This window comes from Kribbella sp. NPDC055071, from assembly GCF_053608045.1.
The window spans coordinates 13,537-33,958 of the sequence record NZ_JBSGUS010000009.1 but is presented as its reverse complement, the minus strand read 5'-3'; the positions used below and the strand labels follow the sequence as shown (position 1 = coordinate 33,958).

26 protein-coding genes are annotated in these 20,422 nt (G+C 67.3%); 13 read left to right on the top strand and 13 right to left on the bottom strand.

The genetic code is table 11. The features are described 5' to 3' along the window. Positions 1-13 precede the first annotated feature (13 nt). The 4 genes from ACWF4Z_RS16625 to ACWF4Z_RS16610 all read right to left on the bottom strand — a co-directional run bounded on the left by ACWF4Z_RS16625 (position 14) and on the right by ACWF4Z_RS16610 (position 2,559). The gene (locus ACWF4Z_RS16625) at positions 14-517 is read right to left on the bottom strand and encodes a peptidoglycan-binding domain-containing protein (protein ID WP_452243916.1); all 504 of its coding nucleotides are present in this window, start codon (positions 515-517) and stop codon (positions 14-16) included. A gap of 1 nt (position 518) precedes the next feature. Further along, entirely contained in the window at positions 519-1,010 is a 492-nt protein-coding gene (locus tag ACWF4Z_RS16620) for a peptidoglycan-binding domain-containing protein (RefSeq protein WP_452243915.1), read from the bottom strand. A 119-nt stretch (positions 1,011-1,129) separates the two neighbouring features. Continuing rightward, complete coding sequence (locus tag ACWF4Z_RS16615; protein WP_452243914.1) at positions 1,130-1,762, bottom strand: VOC family protein; 633 nt, start codon at positions 1,760-1,762, stop codon at positions 1,130-1,132. A gap of 38 nt (positions 1,763-1,800) precedes the next feature. Continuing rightward, on the bottom strand, positions 1,801-2,559 hold the full coding sequence (locus tag ACWF4Z_RS16610; RefSeq protein WP_452243913.1) for a hypothetical protein: 759 nt from the start codon (positions 2,557-2,559) through the stop codon (positions 1,801-1,803). 99 nt (positions 2,560-2,658) lie between these two features. On the opposite strand from ACWF4Z_RS16610, the gene ACWF4Z_RS16605 reads away from it, so the two are divergent. Genes ACWF4Z_RS16605 through ACWF4Z_RS16580 form a run of 6 tightly spaced genes read left to right on the top strand, consistent with a single transcriptional unit; the run spans position 2,659 to position 7,126 of the window. Further along, the gene (locus ACWF4Z_RS16605; protein WP_452243912.1) at positions 2,659-3,591 is read left to right on the top strand and encodes a Ppx/GppA phosphatase family protein; all 933 of its coding nucleotides are present in this window, start codon (positions 2,659-2,661) and stop codon (positions 3,589-3,591) included. A 7-nt stretch (positions 3,592-3,598) separates the two neighbouring features. After that, the gene (locus ACWF4Z_RS16600) at positions 3,599-4,447 is read left to right on the top strand and encodes a sugar phosphate isomerase/epimerase family protein (RefSeq protein WP_452243911.1); all 849 of its coding nucleotides are present in this window, start codon (positions 3,599-3,601) and stop codon (positions 4,445-4,447) included. Then, on the top strand, positions 4,444-5,040 hold the full coding sequence (locus ACWF4Z_RS16595) for a TetR/AcrR family transcriptional regulator (protein ID WP_452243910.1): 597 nt from the start codon (positions 4,444-4,446) through the stop codon (positions 5,038-5,040). The genes ACWF4Z_RS16600 and ACWF4Z_RS16595 overlap by 4 nt, the downstream gene beginning before the upstream one ends. Further along, complete coding sequence (locus ACWF4Z_RS16590; RefSeq protein ID WP_452243909.1) at positions 5,040-5,630, top strand: HDIG domain-containing metalloprotein; 591 nt, start codon at positions 5,040-5,042, stop codon at positions 5,628-5,630. The genes ACWF4Z_RS16595 and ACWF4Z_RS16590 overlap by 1 nt, the downstream gene beginning before the upstream one ends. Before the next feature lie 39 nt (positions 5,631-5,669). Beyond that, positions 5,670-6,392 carry an ABC transporter ATP-binding protein gene (locus tag ACWF4Z_RS16585; RefSeq protein WP_452243908.1) on the top strand — a complete coding sequence of 241 codons (723 nt, stop codon included), beginning with the start codon at positions 5,670-5,672 and terminating at the stop codon, positions 6,390-6,392. After that, on the top strand, positions 6,389-7,126 hold the full coding sequence (locus ACWF4Z_RS16580; RefSeq protein ID WP_452243907.1) for an ABC transporter permease: 738 nt from the start codon (positions 6,389-6,391) through the stop codon (positions 7,124-7,126). Before ACWF4Z_RS16585 ends, ACWF4Z_RS16580 begins: the two co-directional genes overlap by 4 nt. Before the next feature lie 40 nt (positions 7,127-7,166). On the opposite strand, the gene ACWF4Z_RS16575 is transcribed toward ACWF4Z_RS16580, so the two are convergent. The 3 genes from ACWF4Z_RS16575 to ACWF4Z_RS16565 form a co-directional block, all read right to left on the bottom strand. Further along, positions 7,167-8,234, bottom strand: a complete 1,068-nt coding sequence (locus ACWF4Z_RS16575) for a hypothetical protein (protein WP_452243906.1) — start codon at positions 8,232-8,234, stop codon at positions 7,167-7,169. Further along, a complete protein-coding gene (locus tag ACWF4Z_RS16570) occupies positions 8,231-8,740 on the bottom strand; it encodes a SigE family RNA polymerase sigma factor (RefSeq protein WP_452243905.1) in 510 nt (169 codons plus the stop codon). Before ACWF4Z_RS16570 ends, ACWF4Z_RS16575 begins: the two co-directional genes overlap by 4 nt. A 137-nt stretch (positions 8,741-8,877) precedes the next feature. Further along, the gene (locus tag ACWF4Z_RS16565; RefSeq protein WP_452243904.1) at positions 8,878-9,912 is read right to left on the bottom strand and encodes a DUF695 domain-containing protein; all 1,035 of its coding nucleotides are present in this window, start codon (positions 9,910-9,912) and stop codon (positions 8,878-8,880) included. Between the two features lie 157 nt (positions 9,913-10,069). On the opposite strand from ACWF4Z_RS16565, the gene ACWF4Z_RS16560 reads away from it, so the two are divergent. The 3 genes from ACWF4Z_RS16560 (at position 10,070) to ACWF4Z_RS16550 (ending at position 12,490) form a co-directional block, all read left to right on the top strand. Beyond that, the gene (locus ACWF4Z_RS16560; RefSeq protein ID WP_452243903.1) at positions 10,070-10,999 is read left to right on the top strand and encodes a proline dehydrogenase family protein; all 930 of its coding nucleotides are present in this window, start codon (positions 10,070-10,072) and stop codon (positions 10,997-10,999) included. A 28-nt stretch (positions 11,000-11,027) separates the two neighbouring features. Next, complete coding sequence (gene proC / locus ACWF4Z_RS16555) at positions 11,028-11,831, top strand: pyrroline-5-carboxylate reductase (protein WP_452243902.1); 804 nt, start codon at positions 11,028-11,030, stop codon at positions 11,829-11,831. A gap of 89 nt (positions 11,832-11,920) precedes the next feature. Next, positions 11,921-12,490: a hypothetical protein gene (locus tag ACWF4Z_RS16550; protein ID WP_452243901.1), complete on the top strand. Its 570-nt coding sequence runs from the start codon at positions 11,921-11,923 to the stop codon at positions 12,488-12,490. A 279-nt stretch (positions 12,491-12,769) separates the two neighbouring features. Here ACWF4Z_RS16550 and ACWF4Z_RS16545 read toward each other — a convergent pair whose 3' ends face one another. Then, positions 12,770-13,096 carry a hypothetical protein gene (locus ACWF4Z_RS16545; RefSeq protein WP_452243900.1) on the bottom strand — a complete coding sequence of 109 codons (327 nt, stop codon included), beginning with the start codon at positions 13,094-13,096 and terminating at the stop codon, positions 12,770-12,772. 322 nt (positions 13,097-13,418) lie between these two features. On the opposite strand from ACWF4Z_RS16545, the gene ACWF4Z_RS16540 reads away from it, so the two are divergent. Continuing rightward, complete coding sequence (locus ACWF4Z_RS16540; protein WP_452243899.1) at positions 13,419-13,988, top strand: DUF6879 family protein; 570 nt, start codon at positions 13,419-13,421, stop codon at positions 13,986-13,988. Then, a complete protein-coding gene (locus ACWF4Z_RS16535; RefSeq protein WP_452243898.1) occupies positions 13,985-14,827 on the top strand; it encodes a helix-turn-helix domain-containing protein in 843 nt (280 codons plus the stop codon). Before ACWF4Z_RS16540 ends, ACWF4Z_RS16535 begins: the two co-directional genes overlap by 4 nt. A 2-nt stretch (positions 14,828-14,829) precedes the next feature. Here the strand turns inward: ACWF4Z_RS16535 and ACWF4Z_RS16530 are convergent, their stop codons facing one another. Further along, positions 14,830-15,264 (bottom strand): pyridoxamine 5'-phosphate oxidase family protein, encoded by a 435-nt coding sequence (locus ACWF4Z_RS16530; protein WP_452243897.1) that lies wholly within the window; start codon positions 15,262-15,264, stop codon positions 14,830-14,832. Between the two features lie 51 nt (positions 15,265-15,315). Here ACWF4Z_RS16530 and ACWF4Z_RS16525 point away from each other — a divergent pair, with 51 nt between their 5' ends. Then, entirely contained in the window at positions 15,316-15,672 is a 357-nt protein-coding gene (locus tag ACWF4Z_RS16525; RefSeq protein WP_452243896.1) for a winged helix-turn-helix transcriptional regulator, read from the top strand. A gap of 70 nt (positions 15,673-15,742) precedes the next feature. Here ACWF4Z_RS16525 and ACWF4Z_RS16520 read toward each other — a convergent pair whose 3' ends face one another. Beyond that, positions 15,743-16,546: a hypothetical protein gene (locus tag ACWF4Z_RS16520; RefSeq protein WP_452243895.1), complete on the bottom strand. Its 804-nt coding sequence runs from the start codon at positions 16,544-16,546 to the stop codon at positions 15,743-15,745. 84 nt (positions 16,547-16,630) lie between these two features. Between ACWF4Z_RS16520 and ACWF4Z_RS16515 the strand changes: the two genes are divergently transcribed. Beyond that, positions 16,631-17,533: a TIGR03560 family F420-dependent LLM class oxidoreductase gene (locus tag ACWF4Z_RS16515; protein ID WP_452243894.1), complete on the top strand. Its 903-nt coding sequence runs from the start codon at positions 16,631-16,633 to the stop codon at positions 17,531-17,533. A gap of 57 nt (positions 17,534-17,590) precedes the next feature. Here ACWF4Z_RS16515 and ACWF4Z_RS16510 read toward each other — a convergent pair whose 3' ends face one another. From ACWF4Z_RS16510 to trpS, 3 genes are all read right to left on the bottom strand, one after another. Beyond that, positions 17,591-18,499, bottom strand: a complete 909-nt coding sequence (locus ACWF4Z_RS16510; protein ID WP_452243893.1) for a hypothetical protein — start codon at positions 18,497-18,499, stop codon at positions 17,591-17,593. Between the two features lie 74 nt (positions 18,500-18,573). Then, positions 18,574-19,323, bottom strand: a complete 750-nt coding sequence (locus tag ACWF4Z_RS16505; RefSeq protein WP_452243892.1) for an endonuclease/exonuclease/phosphatase family protein — start codon at positions 19,321-19,323, stop codon at positions 18,574-18,576. Continuing rightward, positions 19,320-20,315 (bottom strand): tryptophan--tRNA ligase, encoded by a 996-nt coding sequence (trpS, locus tag ACWF4Z_RS16500; protein ID WP_452243891.1) that lies wholly within the window; start codon positions 20,313-20,315, stop codon positions 19,320-19,322. Before trpS ends, ACWF4Z_RS16505 begins: the two co-directional genes overlap by 4 nt. Between the last annotated feature and the right edge of the window lie 107 nt (positions 20,316-20,422).

The following is a 20,422-nucleotide window of genomic DNA, read 5'->3' as shown; positions in this document are numbered from 1 at the left end:
GCCGCTCGACGCCTCAGATCTCGTTCGGGTTCTTGCACTCCCAGATAGGGATGTAGTCCCCCGAGGAATTCTTGGAGAACATCCTCCACATCATGGCCATCCGGGTGGCGGGCCCGTACACGCCGTCCCTGTCGCTGCCCTTGAAGCCGAACTCGTGGATCTGCAACCAGAGGACGGCCTTGGCGGTGCCTTCGCCATAGAGTCCGTCGACCCCACCGCTGCGCGCGATGTAGCCGTAGGCAGGGGTGTCCCAGTAGCAACTCATGATGGCGTCCTGCAGTGCCATGACAGCCGCCTTGGACCCCTGGCCCTTACCCATGTAGCAGTACATTCCGTTGGTCGTCCGAGCTGGGACCTTCGTGTACTGGCTCTCGCCGACGCCACCGGCGTAGCGCCAGATGGCCGAGTTGCACTGTTCGTACGCCGCCTGGGCCGGCGAGCTTGTCAGTACGGTGAGTGGGACCGCGGTCAGGACCAGGGTGCGGGCAGCGAGCAGTCCGCGCTTCGTAGCACGCATGTCAGACCTGGCTCGGGTTCTTGCAGTGCTGGAAGAGGTAGGCCCCGGAGCTGAGCTTGCTGAAGACCGGCCACTTCATCGCGCCGCGGGTGGCCGGCCCGTAGGCGCCGTCCACGTCGCTGCCCGTGAAGCCGAGACGGTTGGCCTGTAGCCAGCGGACCGCACTGACGGTGCCCGTGCCGTAAATGCCGTCGACCCCACCGCTGTTCTGGATGTAGTCGTCGGCAGGGGTGCCTGGGTAGCACAGCTCGATGGCAGTCTGGAGTGACGCGACCGCGGTATCGGAACCCTGTTGATAGCCCATGTAGCAGTACATCCCGTTGCCCGTGCGGGCCGGAACCTTCACGTATTCGCCGGCGCCGAGGTGAAGCCAACTGCCCAGGTTGCATTCTTCGTACGCCGCCTGCGCCGGCACGCTTGTCGCCACGGCGAGCGGCACCGCGGTCAGGATCAGGGTGAGGGCAGCAAGCAGCCCACGCTTCCTAGCACGCATGGTTTCTCTCCGAATCTTGTGTCTTCAGGACAAGACCCGGACCCTACGAACCATCACCAACGCGTCGCTGCCCGTACTTCACCCGTACCGAAGCGCCTGCACCGACGACCGGCGCGACCTCAGAGGCGGACGATGCCGTTCGGGGTGTCGAAGACGGCGGCGACCAGGCCGGGCTGGCCGTTCGGGCCGACCCAGCCGACGTCGAGGTCGTCGAGGAGGTGGTCGGCCGGGTGGCCGATCCAGTCGGTGACGCGGTTCGGGTCGCCGGCGATCTCGAGCGCGGTCAGCTTGACGCCCTTGCCGCCGATCGACGGGTGCTCGCTCAGATCGTCCCAGTGCACGAAGAACGGCAGTTGGGGGTCGGCGATCAGGCCTTTCACGCCGATCTGGCGCCACGTCAGGTTCACCCCGTCCGGCCGGTGCCTGTTGCCGGGGACCGACTGCCGGCCGAGCCGCTGCTCGATCCGGGCCATGTCCCGGACCGCGACCACCCAGCCGAGCCAGCCGCCGCCGAGCTCCTTGCGGGCGCGGACCGCCTGACCGAACGGTGCCTTGTCGGAGGCCGGGTGATCGAGCACGTCGACCACCTCGATGTAGCGGTCGTTCTCCAGCGGGAGGATGTGGTTGACCGTGCCGAACCGCGGGTGCACCCCGCCGTCGACGAAGTCGGCACCGAGCAGCGTGGACAACCTCTCCACGGTGGCCCGGCAACCTTCAGGACCGCACGCGTACGACAGATGATCCAGACGCATGCCAGTCATTGTGTCCTCACCCACCGACAACCGCGGCTTCAGGGGTGTCGGGTGACCACTTTGGAGGCTGGGTGCGGCAGCAGCGGGCGGGCGGCTTCCAGGTGCTGGCGGCACAGGTCCGCGAGTACGTCGTACGCCTTCAGGCCCATCAGGGTCTGCAGCTCGACCTTGCTCGACTCGAAGACGGCCTCGACGGCAATGTGGGCCTCGGTGTTGCCGGTGCAGTACCAGTCGAGGTCGTGACCACCCGGTCCCCAGCCGCGCCGGTCGTACTCACCAATGCCGACCTCGGTGTACGTCGTACCGTCCGGGCGCTCGACCTCGCGGAACGTCCGGCGGATCGGCAGCTGCCAGCAGACGTCCGGCTTGGTCTCGACGAAGTGCACGCCACGCTTGAGTGCCAGCCCGTGCAGCGCGCAGCCGCCGCCACCGGGGAAGTCCGGTCGGTTCAGGAAGATGCAGGCGCCGTCCCAGACGCGCGTCTTGCGGTCGCCCTCGTCGTCGGTCTCCACCCAGCCGTTCTTGCGGCCTTCCTTGCGGAACTGCCAGTCGTCCTTGGTCAGGTCCTTGACGTACGACTTGACCCGCTTCTCGTCGTCGTCATCGGAGAAGTGCGCGCCGAGGGTGCAGCAGCCGTCGTTCGGCCGGCCCTTGTAGATGCCCTTGCAACCACCGCCGAAGATGCAGGTCCAGTTGGACGTCAGCCAGGTCACGTCGCAGCGGAAGACCTGTTCGGGGTCGTCGGGATCGACGAACTCGACCCACGCGCGGGGAAAATCGAGAGAAACCTCAGGCACCCGGAAAGCGTACGCGCCCCGACCGCGCATCGGTGCACGACCGCCCGGTTTCGACCCGGCGAAAAGCTCACTAGTCCGTCCGTCCAGTAGCGTGAGGGTATGCGGCTCGGCGTACTCGATGTGGGATCCAACACTGTTCACCTGCTCGTGGTGGACGCGCATCGCGGTGCCCCGCCGCTTCCGGCGTACTCGCACAAGACCGAGTTACGGCTGGCCGAGCACCTGGACAAGGACGGCAAGATCGAGAAGTCCGGCGCCGACGGGCTGGTCGCGTTCATCAAGGAAGCGGCCGTGCTGGCCGAGGACAAGGGCTGCGAGTCGGTGCTCGCGTTCGCCACCTCCGCACTGCGGGAGGCACCGAACGGCGACCGCGTCCTGGACCGGGTCCGGGCCGAGACCGAGGTCGACCTGCAGGTGCTCAGCGGCGAGGACGAGGCTCGGTTGACGTTCCTCGCCGTACGACGCTGGTTCGGCTGGTCCTCCGGCAGACTCGCGGTCTTCGACATCGGTGGTGGTTCGCTCGAGATCGCGGCCGGTTCGGACGAGGAACCGACGGTTGCGGTGTCGGTACCGCTGGGTGCCGGCCGACTGACCCGCGAGGGGCTGACCACCGACCCGCCGGACCGCGACGAGGTCAGGGCACTGCGGCGGCGGATCCGGATCGAGATGGCTGCGGTGGCCGGCCCGGTGTTGCGTGCGGGGAAGCCGCAGCGCGCGGTCGCCACCAGCAAGACGTTCCGCTCGCTGGCGCGGATCACCGGCGCGGCGCCGTCCGACGACGGGCCCTACGTGCCGCGCGTGCTGAGCCGCGACGGCCTGGCCGAGTGGATGCCGAAGCTGACGAAGATGTCCGCGGCCGAGCGGGCCGAGCTCCCCGGAGTGTCGGTCGGCCGGTCGTCGCAGCTGCTCGCGGGCGCGCTGGTCGCGGACGCGGTGCTGGACCTGTTCGACCTCACCGCACTCGAGGTGTGTCCGTGGGCGCTGCGTGAAGGCGTCATTCTGTCCCAGCTCGACCAGTTGCAACCCCGATAGGCTCCCGATGAACACCAGCAAGACCGCGCGGATCGGCCTGTCCACCGCCTCCGTGTACCCCGAGTCGACCGCGAGTGGATTCGAGCTGGCCGCCCGGCTCGGGTACGACGGTGTCGAGGTGATGATCGGGATCGACCCACTGAGCACCCAGATGGACGCGATCCAGCGGCTGATCGACTACCACCAACTGCCCGTGCTGGCGCTGCATGCTCCGACGCTGCTGATCATGCAGCGCGTCTGGGGGACGGATCCGTGGAGCAAGCTCGAGCGCAGCGCCGAGGCCGCACAGGAGCTCGGCGCCGAGGTGGTCGTGGTGCATCCGCCGTTCCGCTGGCAGCGGGACTACGCGCGCGGGTTCGTCGAGGGGATCGCCCGGATCGAGGCCGAGACCGGCGTGACCATGGCGGTCGAGAACATGTATCCGTGGCGCGCGCCCGGGCGCGACCTGCAGGCGTACGCACCGAGCTGGGACCCGAGCGAGCAGGACTACGCGCACATGACGCTCGACCTGTCGCACGCCTCGACGGCCGAGCAGGACTGCGTCGATCTCGCCGCCTCGATGGGCCGGCGTCTCGCCCACGTCCACCTGACCGACGGCAGCGGTTCCGCGAAGGACGAGCACCTCGTGCCCGGCCGCGGGACCCAGCGTGCCGCCGATCTGCTCGAAGGTCTGGCGAACCAGGACTTCCGCGGGCACATCATCATCGAGATCAACACCCGGCGTGCAACCAGCCGGTCCGAGCGCGAGGTCGACCTGGTCGAGTCGCTCGAGTTCACCCGCAAGCACTTCGCCCGCACCCGTCGTACGTCGTTCGCGGTCACGCCCGAGGGTGAGATCTCGGAACTGACGCCATGACCGCTTCTGGTGCCCGGCGCGGGGTCGGGCGGCGACCCGGTGGACCGGACACCCGCGGCGAGATCATGAAGGCCGCTCGCGCATCCTTTGCGGAGAAGGGATTCACGGCCACCTCGATCCGCGCGGTCGCCCGCGAGGCCGGCGTGGACGCCGCGCTCGTGCACCACTATTTCGCCAGCAAGGACGAGCTGTTCATCGAATCGATGGCGCTTCCGATCGACCCACGCCAGATCGCCGCGAGTGTCCTCGACGGGCCGCTCGACGAGCTCGGCCGGCGGATCGCCACCGTATTCCTCGGCATCTGGGAATCGGCCGACGGACAGGAGCGGATGAAGGCGGTCTTCCGTAGCATCGTCACCAGCGACGAGGTCGCCCGGGTGATCCGCGAGGGCATCACCCAGATGATCCTGCAGCCGGTCTCACGCGCTCTGCCCGGGCCGGACGCCCACCTGCGCGTCGCGCTGGTTGCGACACAGTTGATCGGGGTCGCGATCGCGCGCTACCTGGTCGATCTCGAGCCGATCGCGTCCGTCGATACCCAGACGCTGATCGATCGGCTGGCTCCGGTTCTGCAGCTCCATCTGCTGGGTTGATGCACGTCCCGACCGACCGCGAACTCGAAGCCCTGCATCGCGATCAGGCTCCGACGCGTGCCGCCTTCGAGTCGGTGTATCCGCATTGTGTGCTCGTCTGCGACATCGCCTCGCAGTTCTTCGACGAGGTCGATCTCGACACCGATCTGGTCCGGGCGGGCGCGCTGCTGCATGACATCGGGGTCTACCGCCTGTACGACGCGGCCGGTGCACTCGACACGGCTGGGTACGTGCGGCACGGCGTACTGGGTCATGAACTCCTTACCGGGTTGGGGTTTTCGGAGACGCTCGCCCGGTTCTGCTCCCGGCACACGGGCGTCGGGATCACGCGCGACGACGTACGGCGACAGTCGCTGCCTATCCCGGTCGACGACTACGTGCCTGCGACTGGGGAGGAGGAGCTGGTCATGTATGCGGACAAGTTCCACAGCAAGCGGACGCCACCGGTGTTCGTCTCGGGCGACACGTACGCGGCCATCGCGGCGCGGTGGGGATCCGACAAGGTGGCGACGTTCGCAGCACTACGGCAGCGGTACGGCGATCCTTGGCTGGCCGGCCTGAGTGAGTCGACCGGGTTTGCGGTGATCTGAGCTCTTGTGGGTGTGCTCCGGCTGAGCTAAATTCATCGCATGATGAAAAACGCGGTGAGTTGCCGGGAGGTCGTGGTGGTCCGCGGCGACCGGGAAGTCCTGCACGGGGTCGGTTTCGACCTCAAGACTCGCACTGTGACCGGGCTGCTGGGGCCGTCCGGATGCGGCAAGACGACCTTGATCCGGTCGATCGTCGGTCTGCAGGCCAACGTCACCGGCGACATTTCCGTTCTGGGTCTACCGGCGGGCGCGCCCAAGCTGCGTGGGCGGATCGGGTACGTGACCCAGGAGCCCAGTGTGTATGGGGATCTGACCGTCACGGAGAACCTTCGCTTCTTCGCCGCTGTGCTCGGCGTCGCGTCGTCCGATGTGGATCGGGTGATCTCGGCCGTCGATCTGGGGACGCATGCCGATGCTCGGGTGGATCGGCTCTCCGGGGGTCAACGGTCCCGGGCGTCGCTCGCTGCCGCGTTGCTCGGGGATCCGGAGTTGCTCGTGCTGGACGAGCCGACCGTTGGGCTTGATCCGGTGCTGCGGCGGGATCTGTGGGAGCTCTTCCACTCGCTGGCGGACGCTGGCGCGACGCTGCTCGTCTCCAGTCACGTGATGGACGAGGCCTCGCGGTGCGACCGCCTCCTGCTCATGCGCGACGGCGACCTGCTCGCCGACGAGACGCCCGACGCACTGCTCGCCTCGGCCGACACCGACGACCTCGAACAAGCTTTCCTGACGTTGATCGACCGAAAGGCGCAGGCCCGATGAATCCGCGCGTTACGTTCGCCGTGGCCGCTCGGGTTCTTGCCCAGTTGCGGCGTGACCACCGGACGGTCGCGATGCTCGTCGTACTGCCGACGTTGCTGGTCACCCTGATGTGGTGGATGTTCGAGGACTCCCCGATGGTGTTCGACCGGGTCGGTGGGCCGCTGCTCGCGGTCTTCCCGTCGATCATCATGTTCGTGGTCACGTCGGTCGCGACCCTGCGGGAACGGTCGAGCGGCACGCTGTCGCGGCTGTTCACGATGCCGATGGGCAAGCTCGATTTCCTGCTCGGCTACGCGCTCGCCTTCGCCCTGATCGCGGTCGTTCAGGCCGTCGTGGTGGTCTCGATCGCCTTGTCCGCTTTGGATCTCGACATCCAGGGTCCCGCGTGGCAGCTCGGGGTCGTCGCGGTCCTCGACGGTGTTCTCGGTACGGCGCTGGGCCTGTTCGCCAGCGCGTTCGCGGCCACCGAGTTCCAGGCCGTGCAGATGATGCCGGCGGTGATGATCCCGCAGATCCTGCTCTGCGGCCTGCTCGTCCCGCGCGACCAGCTCCCCACGGTCCTACATGCGATCAGCGACGTACTCCCGCTGTCCTACGCCGTGGACGCCGTCCTAGGAGTTGCCCAAGGCAACGGCTTCACCACCGGCACCGGGGGCGACGCCCTGGTAGTCCTCGCCTTCATCCTCGCCGCCCTCGGCCTGGGCGCCGCGACGCTGAAGCGTCGTACCGCGTAGCCGGAGGGGTGCCCGGCCGGCACCCCTCCTGCCCTCGTCATCAGAAGTTCTTGACGACCTTCCCGTTCTTGTCGTACGCGGCGACCTTCGACCGCTCGTTGATCTTGTACGACGCCGTGGTGAACCAGGTGTACGCGAACCATCCGCCCTCACCGACCGGAACTGAATACGCCGGGCTGGATGCGATCCGGATCCGGACCGTCGTTGCGGCCTCCGACTTGACCCGGCCCCAGCCGATCATCCCGTACCCCGTGCAGATGCCCTTGGTACAGCTCCCGCCGGCACCGCCGCCCGCGGAGTGCATGTCCGTCCGGACGGACTTGTCCGATGGATCGAGCACCGGGTCCCCGTTGTCGAGACCGGTGAGGGTCGCGAACGTCGTGGCGGTGTCGAATGGGTCCGATTCCTTGGCCGCAGACAGTTCGCACTCGACAACCTTGTGCCCGGAAGGCGAGATCGCCACGAGGGCCGCCTTTCCCAGCGTCGTCGACTGGTCGGATGCCACCACCCGCCAGTCGGTGACGTCGACCCAGGCGAGCACCGAGCAGTTCCGCAGTTTGTCGGCAGTGCTCTTCGGCATCGGGTCCTTGGCCGCGGCCGTGATCAGTGCCGCCGTCGGCTTGTCCCCGCCGGGGATGATGCACGCGCCGACGTTCTGGGGAACCTTGATGTCGTACGCCGCGACGTGTCCGGATCGCATCCCGTCACCGCCCATGAGCAGCGACTTCACTCCCGGGTTCCGGAGCGCACAACGGCGGTCGGCCTCTGCCTTCGCCAGCCGCTGGTCGGCGCCGTCCTCGCCGTGGGGTACGCCGGGAACCGGCTCGAACAACGGATTCTGCGGGTTCTGTGGATTCTGCGGCTTCGGCGCCGCGACGGCCGGCTTGCTGTCCGCGGCGGACAGGTTGGGCAGCAGGCTCGCCGCGACGGCGACCACCGCCACGACTGCGACCGTTCCTCCCGCGGTGAGGATCCGGCGGCGGCGGCGGCCGCGTTTGCCACGGGTGATGAGTTCTGCTGGGTCGAACGGGTCCAGCGGTTCGGCTTCGGCCAGGCGGTGGAGCTCAGCGCCGACCTCGCGTACGTCGTCCATCTCGGTCTCCTTCATAGCGCCCGGCTCCGCTCGCGCGTCCGGTCGATGGCCTGTCGGAGAGTGTCGAGGCCGCGGGATGCCTGGCTCTTCACCGTGCCCTCCGAGCAGCCGAGGATCTCGGCGGTCTGCTCGACGGACAGGTCCTCGTAGTACCGCAGTACGACGCAAGCGCGCTGCCGTGGGCCCAGTCTGCGGAGCGCCTCGAGCACCTCGTCCCGATCGGCGAGCCCGGCGGCGAAATCGTTCCGGTCGGCGCGTTCGGGCAGGTCGGCGGTCGAAACCTCCCGCCGCCACGGCCGCCGGCCTCCGTCGTGCCCCGCGTTCACGACCATCCGCCGCGCGTAGGCGAACTGGTTCCCCACCTTGTGCATCTTCGTCCAGGACAGATACAGCTTGTACAGCACGTCTTGGACGATGTCGTCCGCCTTGTGCCGGTCCCCAGACACCAGGTACGCCGTCCTCCGCAGCGACTCACTGGCCACAGCGACGAACTCCGCGTACTCCCGGTCCTGATCCGCCATCCCGCCTCCACTCTCCATGTCTCCCCCAAGACGGAACCCCGGCCCACCCAGGTTGCACCGGTCCCACTTTGTGCACCGGCTCCGTATTTCTCGTGCCTCGCCGTACGGACTGGGTGCACAAAGTCGGGCGGAAGCCCCTAGCCGGAGAGGTGGGAGACGTTGTGCCAGGCGGGGTCGGGGGTGGTGGTTACGGTGACTTTGCCGTGGGGCCAGCCGGTGGTGGCGGCTTGGAGCTGGGCTCCGGCGGGGGTGGTTCCGTCGGTGTAATAGTGCAGGACCCGGGTGCCGGCCGAGGTTTCGTGGGCCAGCAGGTGGCCGGAGCCGCCCAGGCGGTCGGTGAGATGGTCCTCGAACTGGCGGAGCTCGTCGAGCATCTCGGATTCGGGCAGCCCGTCCTCGCGGACCAGGGGATAGCCGATCGAGACAGCGACGTGGGTGTCCAGGTGTGGTCGGCGGATCGAACGGAGCGGGTATTCGGCGGTCGCGATCAGCCGGTGGCCGTCGCGGGTGCCCTCGAGCATCTTCCAGGCCGGACTGCCGTCCTCGAGCGTGTGCTCGGCCGCGAACCCGGCCACGGCCGGCAGCAGCGCGTCGATCGCTACTGCGTCGTCAGGAGCGGCCGTGAGCGTCTCGATCGCGCCGACCCACGTCTCCACCATCTCCTCGCCCAGCACCAGGTCGAGGATCAGGAACGTCACCCGCCGCTGCACGTCGACCGGCAACGACGGGAACGTCGGATGGTGTACGCCGACATGGATCGAAGCAGAATCCGGTTCGACCGAGACAACGGCCTCGTCGACCGGGATCGGCGGGAGCCCGTCGAAGCGGATCGTGAACGCGGGTCCGGGCCGGCGCAGGTCGGCGTACTCCCAGGTCTGGTCGGACGGCGGTGCTGCACGGAGCCAGCGCCGGGCGGTCGCGCGCTGCTCCGGATTCCCGGCCGCGGTCACGATCAGTACGTGCTCCGCGGTCAGACCAGGCCCGAGCTCCCACTCGAGATCCGGGTGGATCAGCGCGATCCGCTCGTTCAGCGCCGTACTCGTCTCGCTCGGCTCCTGGCGGGCTATCGCCGCGGCCACCTCGGCCGCGCCGTACGACGTCCACCAGGACCAGAACGCGCCGATCGGATCGACCTCCGTGACGGTCCGCTTGCGACGCTTGAAGATGGGCATACGACCATCCTCTCCGGCCAGAGGTGCGTGCACCGCACCACTAGGACCGGTGGTGTGGTCCCCGCCACAGGATTAGGGAGCGTCTGGCCCAGGCGCGTAGCCTGCAGACACCACTGGCAAATACGGGGCCTGGTGGGTTGATGAGGAGGAATTAGTAGTGCTTCGGCGAGTCCTGCTGGGCATGTCCCGCAGCCCCCAGATCAAGAAGGCAGTGTCGTCGCTCCCGGTGTCCAGCGGCATTGTGTCGCGGTTCGTCGCCGGTGAGACCACCCCGGAAGCCGTGCTGGCCACCGAGAAGCTGGTCAGCAGCGGCCTGAACGTCACGCTCGACCACCTCGGTGAGGACGTCACGGACCTGGCGGCGGCCACGGCGACCGCGGACGCGTACCTCGATGTCCTCAAGCAGCTCTCCGCGGCCGGCCTCACCAAGAACGCCGAGGTCTCGGTCAAGCTCTCCGCGGTCGGCCAGGCCCTCCCCGGTGACGGCGAGAAGATCGCGCTGGAGAACGCCCGGACCATCTGCCACGCCGCCCGCAACGCCGGTACGACGGTCACCCTCGACATGGAGGATCACACCACCACGGACTCGACCCTGGGGATCCTGCGCGAGCTCCGGCAGGACTTCCCGGAGACCGGGGCGGTGCTGCAGGCGTACTTGCGCCGTACCGAGGGCGACTGCCGCGACCTCGCGCACGCCGGGTCCCGGGTGCGGCTCTGCAAGGGTGCGTACAAGGAGCCGGAGTCGGTCGCGTTCCAGGAGAAGCGCCAGGTCGACAAGGCGTACGTCCGGGCCATGAAGATCCTGATGAACGGTGCCGGCTACCCGATGATCGCCTCGCACGACCCGCGGCTGGTCATGATCGCCGGCGCCCTCGCGGACCGCGCCAACCGTCAGCCGGGCAGCTACGAGTACCAGATGCTCTACGGCATCCGCCCCGACGAGCAGCTCCGCCTGGCCGGCCTCGGGCACACCGTGCGCATCTACATTCCGTACGGCGCCGACTGGTACGGCTACCTGGTCCGTCGCCTGGCCGAGCGTCCCGCCAACCTCCAGTTCTTCGCCCGCTCCTTGATCAGCAAGAAGTAGACCGACCCTCCAGGGCTAACCTGTGGCCATGAGTACACAGGTGGCCATCCTTGGCGCTGGGGTGATGGGGGAGACGTTGTTGTCCGGCCTGATCAGGGGCGGACGGCGACCGGAGGAGCTCCTGATCACCGAGCGCCGGCCGGAGCGTGCCGCCGAGCTCCGCGAGCGGTACGGCGTCGACGTCGTGTCCAACGTGGATGCGGCGGCCAAGGCCGACACGCTCGTCCTGGTCGTGAAGCCGCAGGACATGGCCGATCTGCTCGCGGAGATCGCTCCCGCGGTCCGGCCGACCCAGACCGTCGTCTCGCTGGCCGCTGGGATCACCACTGGCTTCGTCGAATCCCGGCTGCCCGAGGGTGTGGCCGTCGTACGCGTCATGCCGAACACGCCGGCCCTGGTCGACGAGGGGATGGCTGCCATCTCCCGAGGTGCGCACTGCGACGAGAGCCACCTCGTGCTTGCCGAGGGGCTGCTGGCTGCGACCGGTCGGGTGATTCGGGTCCCGGAGAAGCAGCAGGACGCTGTCACGGCGATTTCCGGGTCGGGTCCGGCGTACCTGTTCTTCGTCGTCGAGGCGATGATCGAGGCCGGGGTGCACATGGGGTTGCCGCGGAGCACCGCCACGGATCTCGTCGTACAGACCGTGGTCGGGTCTGCCAAGCTGCTGCGGGAGACCGGTGAGCACCCGACGGTCCTGCGCGAGCGGGTGACCTCACCCGGCGGTACGACGGCGGCCGCCGTACGCGAGCTGGAAGACCACAAGGTCCGGGCCGCGTTCCTGTCCGCGATCGAGGCCGCCCGGAACCGTTCGCGCGACCTCGCCGCCGAGTAGTGGCCGCCGAATAACACCTCTTGCCGGACTGGCGTTATTGTTGGCGCTTCCTGCAGTGATCAAGGGATGAGTCGACTATGGTCCCGCCCATGGGAAATGGTTCGGTCGATCCGGCCACAGCGCCTGCACAGCAGCGGGAAGAGCTACCGCAGCTGCCGTGGCAGGTGCCGTTGGACCGGGCCCCGTGGTGGGCCTGGGCACTGTTCGTCGTGCCGTTCATCGCCGTACCGGCGTTGAACTCCTGGCTCTGGATGGGCGCCCGCGACGTCCTCGCCGTCTGCCTGCTCACGATCATCGGCGCCTCGGTCGTCCGCGTCGCCGGCGGTGTCGTGCTCTACCGCGTCGTCCTCTACCCGACCGCGCTGAAGGCCCGCACCAGCATGCTGATCCGCAGCCTCGCCTGGCAGGACGTCGACAAGATCGAGCCCGGCGACGACAACGTCGTACTGGTCCGGGGCCAGGACGAAAGCGAAATCAACGGCATCCCGAAGGACCGCGTCGCCGAGGTCGCCGCCGCCATGGAAGCCACCCGCCACCAAGCGGCCAACACCCCCGCCCACCGCCACCGCCCCCGCCCAGGCATCGGCGCCCTCCTCGTCCTCCTCTACCTCATCCTCTCCATCGGAGCCTTCCTCCTCCGCTGGCACATAGTGATCTGAACTTCCCCCCCGCGTGCTACGCAGTCACTCCTTCGTCGCGACCGCTACGCGCGCGCCCGCCCACCCAGCTTTCCTGCGGGCTACCGCCCGCACCTGCGCGCTCATCGCGCGCCGACGACCCCACACGCGGTCCGTCCATCACTTCGGGAACGGTTTGGTCTCGGCGGACGGGCGCAGACGCAGGGGTCGGTACGCCCGCCCACCGCGCACAATGGAGTCCTCGGCCATCGAGGAGCCGCGTAGGCGCTTGAGGACTCCGGCATTGGGTGAGCTGCCGGCTCAGGGCAATGAGCCGTCGACGGCGATGGCCCGGGCGTCGGTTTGGCGATACAAGCGCTCCAACTTCGATTCATCGCGGCCGACGGAGCTCAGATGAGCTTCGTTCGGTACGACGACGGCCGCGATCTTCTGACGCTGCACCGATCTGATCAGCGCGTCGAATGCCGCAGGATCGGTGTGCAAACGCTCCACGAAGACTTTGCGCAAGACAAATCCCTCTTTCTCGGCACACGCCGAGAGTTGCTCCTCCGCCTGGGCAAGCTGATGGCGAGTCATGGACCGGTACTCCCGCAGGTATCCGACCACTGGAGCCAGGCGGCTGTTCATGGTAGCAATATTCCATCTAGTAGTCGGAATATCAAGCATGAACTAGACGTCTTGGACTAGATATTCCATCGCACTAGGCATTTGGTCTACGCTGGGCTGTGCCATCCCGCCTCAGAGAGGACGCCGACATGTCGAAGCTGGTACGGATCGCCGGTGACTGCCCGGACAACAAGACCTGTCCGGCCGCCTGGGTTCGGGAGACCGACCCTGATGTCGTGTAGGTCGTAGGCCCGGTGGTCGAAGACGATGCCGAAGTGCTGGCGAAGGCCGGACCCGATGAGGGCGTTGTTCGCATTCCGCGGAGCATCTGGGCGAGCCGTTGATGTTGCCCGAGGATCAGGTGGATGCCATTTTCGACGGCTTTCAGCGCTCGGCCTTCCGCCTCGAGACACTCGATCGCTATCAGGTCGACTCGGACGGGGGAGACCTCGCGCGCTATCTGTCCGGCGAGCCCGAACCGGACCCCGACCGCAAAGGACCGTGGCTCGAGACACTTCGCACGGAGCGGGCAGCAGGCAAGCTTCGGCATCGCGTCCACATCCTGCGCACGCCGCTGAACGACTATCTTCGCTATGAGTGCGAGTGGGGCTACGTGCCGAACTCGGAGGCGGGGGAGGAGATTCACATCCTCGATACGGCCGAGCGTGCTCTGCCTTCCGAAGTCGAGTTGCTCGAGGACTTCTGGCTGATGGACGACGAGACGGTTCTCCGCATGCACTACGACGAGCGGGGCGGCTACCTGGGGGCGAGTCTCGCGGATGACGTCGTACCCTACCGTCGGACCCGCGACGCTGCCCTCGCCGCCAGCAGTGCCTTCGCCAGTTGGTGGCAGAACCATCCTGAGTACTGGCGGGCCAACCAACGAGAGCCGGAGAATCCCCCTCAAGCATGAGCGCTGCCGACGACACCTCGGGTACTCGCGACCTCGGTACCGAACTGCGTGCGCTTCGGCGTCGCGCCGGTCTCGGTGGTGTCGAAGCTGCCCTTCGCGCCGGTGTCAGCCAGTCGAAGATCTCCAAGCTCGAGAACGGGAGGCTTCGGCCTGATCCGGACGACGTTCGCACGTTGTGCGAGATCTACGGAGTACCGGCCGGCGAGCGCGACAACCTGATCGGACTCGCGACCGAACTGAAGTCCGAGAGCAGATTGTCCAGAGTTGTGCTGACCCGTGGTGCGGCTCGACTCCAGCAGCACATCGGTCAGATGGAGTCGAGGGCGACACTGCTACGGAGTTACCAGCCCGCGATGGTGCCCGGAATTCTTCAGACCCAGACCTATGCGCGGCTGGTCTTCGGTGACGGACTTGCGGAGGATGATCGGGACGCCGCGGTCGCCGCGCGGGGTGATCGCAGCAACGCCCTGGACGACGAGGCGAAACAGTTCGTCCTGCTTGTCACCGAAGGTGCGTTGCGTTGGCAGGCAGGTAATCCCCACGTCATGACCGACCAACTCGACGCCATCATCGCCGCGTCGAGACGTCCGAACGTTCGGTTCGGAGTGATCCCCTGGACAACGCCGGTCGACGTCTTCTGTACTCACGCTTTCCACATCTTCGATTCTGCGGCGGTGACGGTCGGGACCGAGGTCGCCTCGGGCGTTCTGGATGCGCCCGAAGACGTGGGTGTGTACGAGCAGCTCTTCGATCGGCTTCTCGTGGTCGCCTCCACCGGAGACGATGCGCGACGTGAATTGATGCGCATCAGGACCGACTACCAGCTGCTCGGCGGTTGAACCTACCTCTGGGCCCAGGGGCCTTCGCCCGTGATTCTGTCGATGGTTATGTGGGCGATGATGCCGGTGTGCCAGATGCCTTCGCCGAAAGGGAATTCGGGGAGGTTGAGGTAGCGGCGGGATTGGTGGTCCATGAGGGACTTGTAGGCCTTGGGGATGTTGGGGCCTTCTAGTTTTGCGGTGCCTCTCAGGACCAGGTATTGGGTGATGCCTCGGGGGCTGAGTTGGTCGTCCTGGATCAGGAGGGTGACTCGGGGGTCGCGGCGGAGGTTGCGGGTTTTGCGGTGGGGGTGTTGGAGGCCTAGGAGGATCTCGTCGCCGTCGCGTTCGGCCCAGACGAGCGACGCTTGCGGCGAACCGTCGGGGTCGATGGTGACTACGGTGACGTCCTTGGGTTCGGTGAAGAGTCGGTGGGTGCTTTCGGGGAGGGCGTTCATAGCGCAGGACGCTAGCCAGTGCCGTGGGAACCTCTGGGTACCCTGACGGCTGTGTACGGTGTGGAACCTGGCGACATCTTCCTGTCCGACTGCCCGGCTCGGCTTGCGGTCGAGGTGATCGCGGACAAGTGGTCCGTCGTCGTGCTCTGGGGTCTCAACGACCACCCGCGCCGGCACTCCGAGCTGGTCGAGCTGATCGGCGGCATCTCGAAGAAGGTGCTGACCCAGACCCTGCGCCGCCTGCAGACGAATGGCCTGGTGACGCGGACCGACCATGGTGGTGTCCCACCGCGCGTCGAGTACGACCTGACCGAGCTGGGCCGCACGCTGATGGGCCCGATCCGCTCGCTCACCGAGTGGGCCGAGCAGAACGGCGAAGCAGTCCTCGCCGCCCAAGAAACCCCCTGACGCCACTGGGCTGGACAGCCGATCAGCAGCCCGGCCGGTCGCTGCAGCGGCCGGGCCGGGCCGGCCGGGGTCAGGCGCCGGTGAGGGTGTCGTTCGCGGGTGCCCAGCGGAACGGGAGACGCCAGTCGTCACCGAGATCGGCCGGGCCGATGCCTTTGATGACTGTGGTGGTGCCGCTCGCGTGGCCGACGGCGTACATCTGACCGCGTTGCGTCTGGTTGTCGAGGGCGAACAGGACCTCTCCGCTCTTTCCGCATCGTGCTGCCAGCAGGGTTTCGAAGTCCTGCCAGCCCGAGGCGCGGACCGTCGTGACGACGGGCTTCAGCGGTGAGGTGGTCGGGATCCGGATGGTGATCAGCGCTCCGGCGCGAGTGTTCGCGAGGAACGTGTCGTAGGTGTAGCTGCGACCGATCAGAGCCATCGACTTGACCGTAGACAGACCGCCGACTGAGCCGGTGCTCACCCAGCTCGCCTTCGACCGCTGCCAGCGCATCAGTACCCCGTCGGTGCGAAACGCGTAGAGGGTGCTGCGGCTCGGCTGCTTGGGGTCCACCGGCTGGTGCACCGACAGATCGATCGAGCGGAACTTCGACCAGCCGGGCCCGATCCGAGTGAGGGTGACCGGCTGGGTCCGGTCGACCTCGTAGTTCGCGTTCGTGGCGTACGCACTGCTGTACAGGACGTCGCCCATCACGACGAGCCCGCTGCGAGACTCGCCGACAGCCTTCGGCGCAGCCGTGAACGTCGTCGACAACCGAACCTGGTCGGTCGGGTACAGCTCGCGGGTGAAATGTCCAGGAGCGATGTTGACCGGCTTGGTGGCCGTGTAGTCGCGGGCGAGCTGGCCATCGAGCCGCGGGAGTCCCAGCGTCACCTTGCAGGCCGCCGCGGTCGTCGTCGCGGGTCCGGCCGTCTCACCGGCGTCTCACTGAGACTTCACGGGGAGGAGAATGGGGGTATGGACTTTTCTTTGTGGCCTGCGGCTTCTCGACCATGGCGGGACATTCTCGAAGGAGTCGAGTACGCCGAACGCACCGGCTGGCACGGTGTGTGGATGGCGGATCACTTCATGCAGAACGGGGACGATCTGACGGTTCCGATCAAGGAGTGTTTGGCGCTGGTCGCGGGGATCGTGGCGCGGACCGAGCGGGTTCGGGTCGGCACGATGGTGCTCGGGAACACCTACCGGCATCCTGCCGTCGTCGCGAAGGCGGCGGCGACCCTCGACGAGCTGTCCGACGGCCGGTTCGTCCTCGGCATCGGCGCCGGCTGGCAGGTGAACGAGCACGAGTTGTACGGGATCGAGCTGCCGCCGATCGGCCCGCGGCTCAAGCGGTTCGACGAGGCCTGCCAGGTGATCAAGAGCATGCTCACCCAGGAGCGTACGACGTTCGACGGCACCTACTACCAGCTCACCGACGCACCCTGCGAGCCGAAGCCCACGAACCTGCCGATCCTGATCGGCGCCTCCGGCGAGAAAGTTGCCCTAGGCATCGTTGCCAGGTACGCCGACGAGTGGAACCACTGGGGCCGCCCGGATCTCGCCGCCCAGAAGGGAACGGTCTTCGCCGAACACTGCGAGCGCATCGGCCGGGATCCGGGGTCGGTACGACGGTCCGCCCAGACGTTCATCGAGGTCATTGCCGCAGGCGACACCGAGGCGGCCAAGCGCAAACAGCGCTTCGAGGACCGCGGCGCGCACGTGATCATGGGGTCGGCGCAAGAAGTTCTCGACGTGGTCGCACAGTACCCGGCGGCCGGAATCGACGAGTTCCTCGTCCCCGACGCCTACCTCGGCACCGGCAACCGCCGCATCGAAGCGCTCGAACACCTCCGCGAAGAGGTTTTCCTCAAGGTCTGAAGGACCAGCGGCGAGGCCGTCCTGTGGTTCAGGACGGTCCTCGCCGCTGCTGGCGGATCAAGCGCCGGTGAAGGCTTCGTTGGGGGTTGTCCAGCGGAACGGGAGTTTGTAGTCGTCCCCGACGCCGACGGAGCCGAGGTTCTTGATGACGGTGGCGGTGCCGTTCGCGTGGCCGAACGCGTACATCTGACCGGCCAGATCCGTGTGCTGTACGTCGATGCCGAACACGACGGATCCGCTCTTGCCGCAACTGGCAACGAGCAGGTTCTCGAAGCCTTGCCAGCTCGAGGCCCGGATCGTCGTGGCAACAGGCTTCAGCGGGGAGGTCGTCGGGATCCGGACAGTGATGAGCGCACCTGCGCGGGTGTTCGCGAGGAACGTGTCATAGCCGGCGCCACGCCCGATCAGCGCCATCGATCTGACCGTCGACAGCCCACCGACCGAGCCTGCGGCGGCCCAGCCCGTGCCGGACTTCGTCCACCGCATCAGCTTCCCGTCGTCGCGGAAGGCGTAGAGGGTGCTGCGGCCGCCCAGCACCGAGACATCGATCCAACGGAACCGCGACCACCCACTGCCGACCCGGGTGACGCGAGTCTGGTCCGGGTCGATGGAAGTCTGTCCCGTTGTCACGTAGGTCACCGATGAGAGCACGTCTCCCACCACGATCAGGCCGCTGTGCGTCTCGCCGGCACCCTTCGGGGTCGCCAGGAACGTCGTGTTCAACCGGATCTGTCCGGACTTGTAGACACTCCACCCCTCGCCAGGTGTGGCGCCAGGTGGTGAGGACGCGTTGTAAGCACGGCGTACGTGCCGCAGATCGTTGAACTCGTTGTTGAGGACGTTGCCGAGCGGAACCTTGCAGACCGCTGTCGTCGCAACAGTTGCAGCCTGCGCCGACGACGCCGGCACCAGGACGGCTGCTGCCAGCAGTACGGCGCCGCCCACAGTGATTGTCTTGCGGAACATCCGGGGGTTCCTTTCGAAGCTGGTGAGGCTTCGACTCTGGAGCCCGGACGTCTCATCGCCGTCTCACCGGCGCATCATCCCGGGAGGGACAGCGTTGCGACCACGGGCCAGTGGTCGCTGGGTAGGCGTCCGTTCGGGCGGTAGTGGGAGACGGCCGCGTCGAGCACGGTCCACGAGGAGGAGACGAGGATGTGGTCGATGCGGTCGCCGTCTACCTCGTTGGTGAAGTCGTTCCAGCTTCCGCCGGCCTCGATCGGTACGGCGAGGCGGAGGCCGGACTCGATCAGCGTCTTCACGGCCGGGGAGTCCGGCGTCGCGTTCAGGTCGCCCATCACGATCCACGGCAGGGACCCTGTCGTCCAGCGTGCGATCAGCCGGGACGACTGCAGCTGGGCGACTTCGCCGGCGTGGTCGTAGTGCGTGTTCGCGACGCCGATCGTCGTACCGTTGCGGTGCCGTAGCCACACCAGCGTCGCGATCCGCGTCAGCTGGGCGTCCCAGCCGACCGAGCCCGGCGTCGCGGGATCGTCGGACAGCCATCGTGTCTCGGTCCGCTCGACCCGCCAGTCGCCCGGCCGGACCATGACGACGGAATGCTCGCCCGCGTTCATCCCGTCGTCCCGGCCGACGCCGACGATCTCGTGCTTCGGAAACCGCCAGCGCAGGTAGTCGAGCTGGTCGGGCAGCACTTCCTGCAGCCCGACCACATCCGCCTCGAGGAGGTCGATCGCCGCCACTGCCGCGTTCCGTCGTACCGGCCAGGCGTTGTCGCCGTCGGGTGCCGACGAGTTGCGGAGGTTGAACGTGGCGGCGCGAATCTTCATGGAGCAGATCCTGCCAAACCCATCGCCCGTACCGCTGCCTGCAACCGGGGCGCACTCGCCTCGATCGCCCGATCGCGCCCCTGCGCGAGCAGTTCGTCGACCGCACCCGGGTCGGTCGCCAGCCGCGCGTACTCCTTCTGCAACGGCTCGATCACCGCCAGTACGGCGTCCGCCACGTCCTGCTTCAACGATCCGTACGACGAATACGCTGCCGCCAGCTGAACCGGATCTCCGTCGGTACACGCGGCCAGGATCTCCAGCAGATTGGTGATCCCCGGCTTGGCCGCCTCGTCGTGGCGGACCTCGTTGTCCGAGTCCGTGACCGCGCGCATGATCTGCCGGCGGATCACGTCCGGCGGGTCGAGCAACCGGATCGTGCCGATCGCCTCGTCGGCGTCGGACTTGCTCATCTTCGCCTCCGGGTTGACGAGATCCTTGATCCGCATCGCGAGCGCCGCCTTGGCCAGCTGCGGTACGACGAAGGTCTCGCCGTACTCGCGGTTGAACCGGACCGCGATGTCCCGGGCCAGCTCGACGTGCTGGTCCTGGTCACCACCGACCGGGACCTGCTCGGCGCCGTACAGCAGGATGTCGGCGGCCATCAGGCACGGGTATGTGAACAGCGACGCCCGCGTCATCGGGCGGCCCTTGCCCTTCTCCTTGTACTGGATCATCCGGGAGAGTTCGCCGACGTACGACGTACATTCCAGCAAATACGCGAGTTGAGCATGCGCGGGGACGTCGGACTGGACGAAGACCGTGCCCTCGGGGACGCCGGCGGCCAGCATCAGCGTCGCGAACTCACGGGTCAGTGCGGCGAGTCTTCGGGGATCGTGTTTCGTCGTCATCGCGTGCAGGTTCGCGACGAAGTAGAACCCTTCCGGGTCGGTGAACCGGCGCAGCGCGCCGAGGTGGTTGCCCAGCGTCAGACGGCCGGACGGGGTAATGCCGGACAGCGAGGTCATGATCAATGCCTTTCGGTGTGTGGACACCCCACCGAGGGCATCAAAAAAGGCCGCCTCGGCGAGGCGGCCTCTTGGATGCGTGTGAACGCCGGGGGACCGCCCTAGACGGCCCACCACTGCTGCAAGTGCTGCGA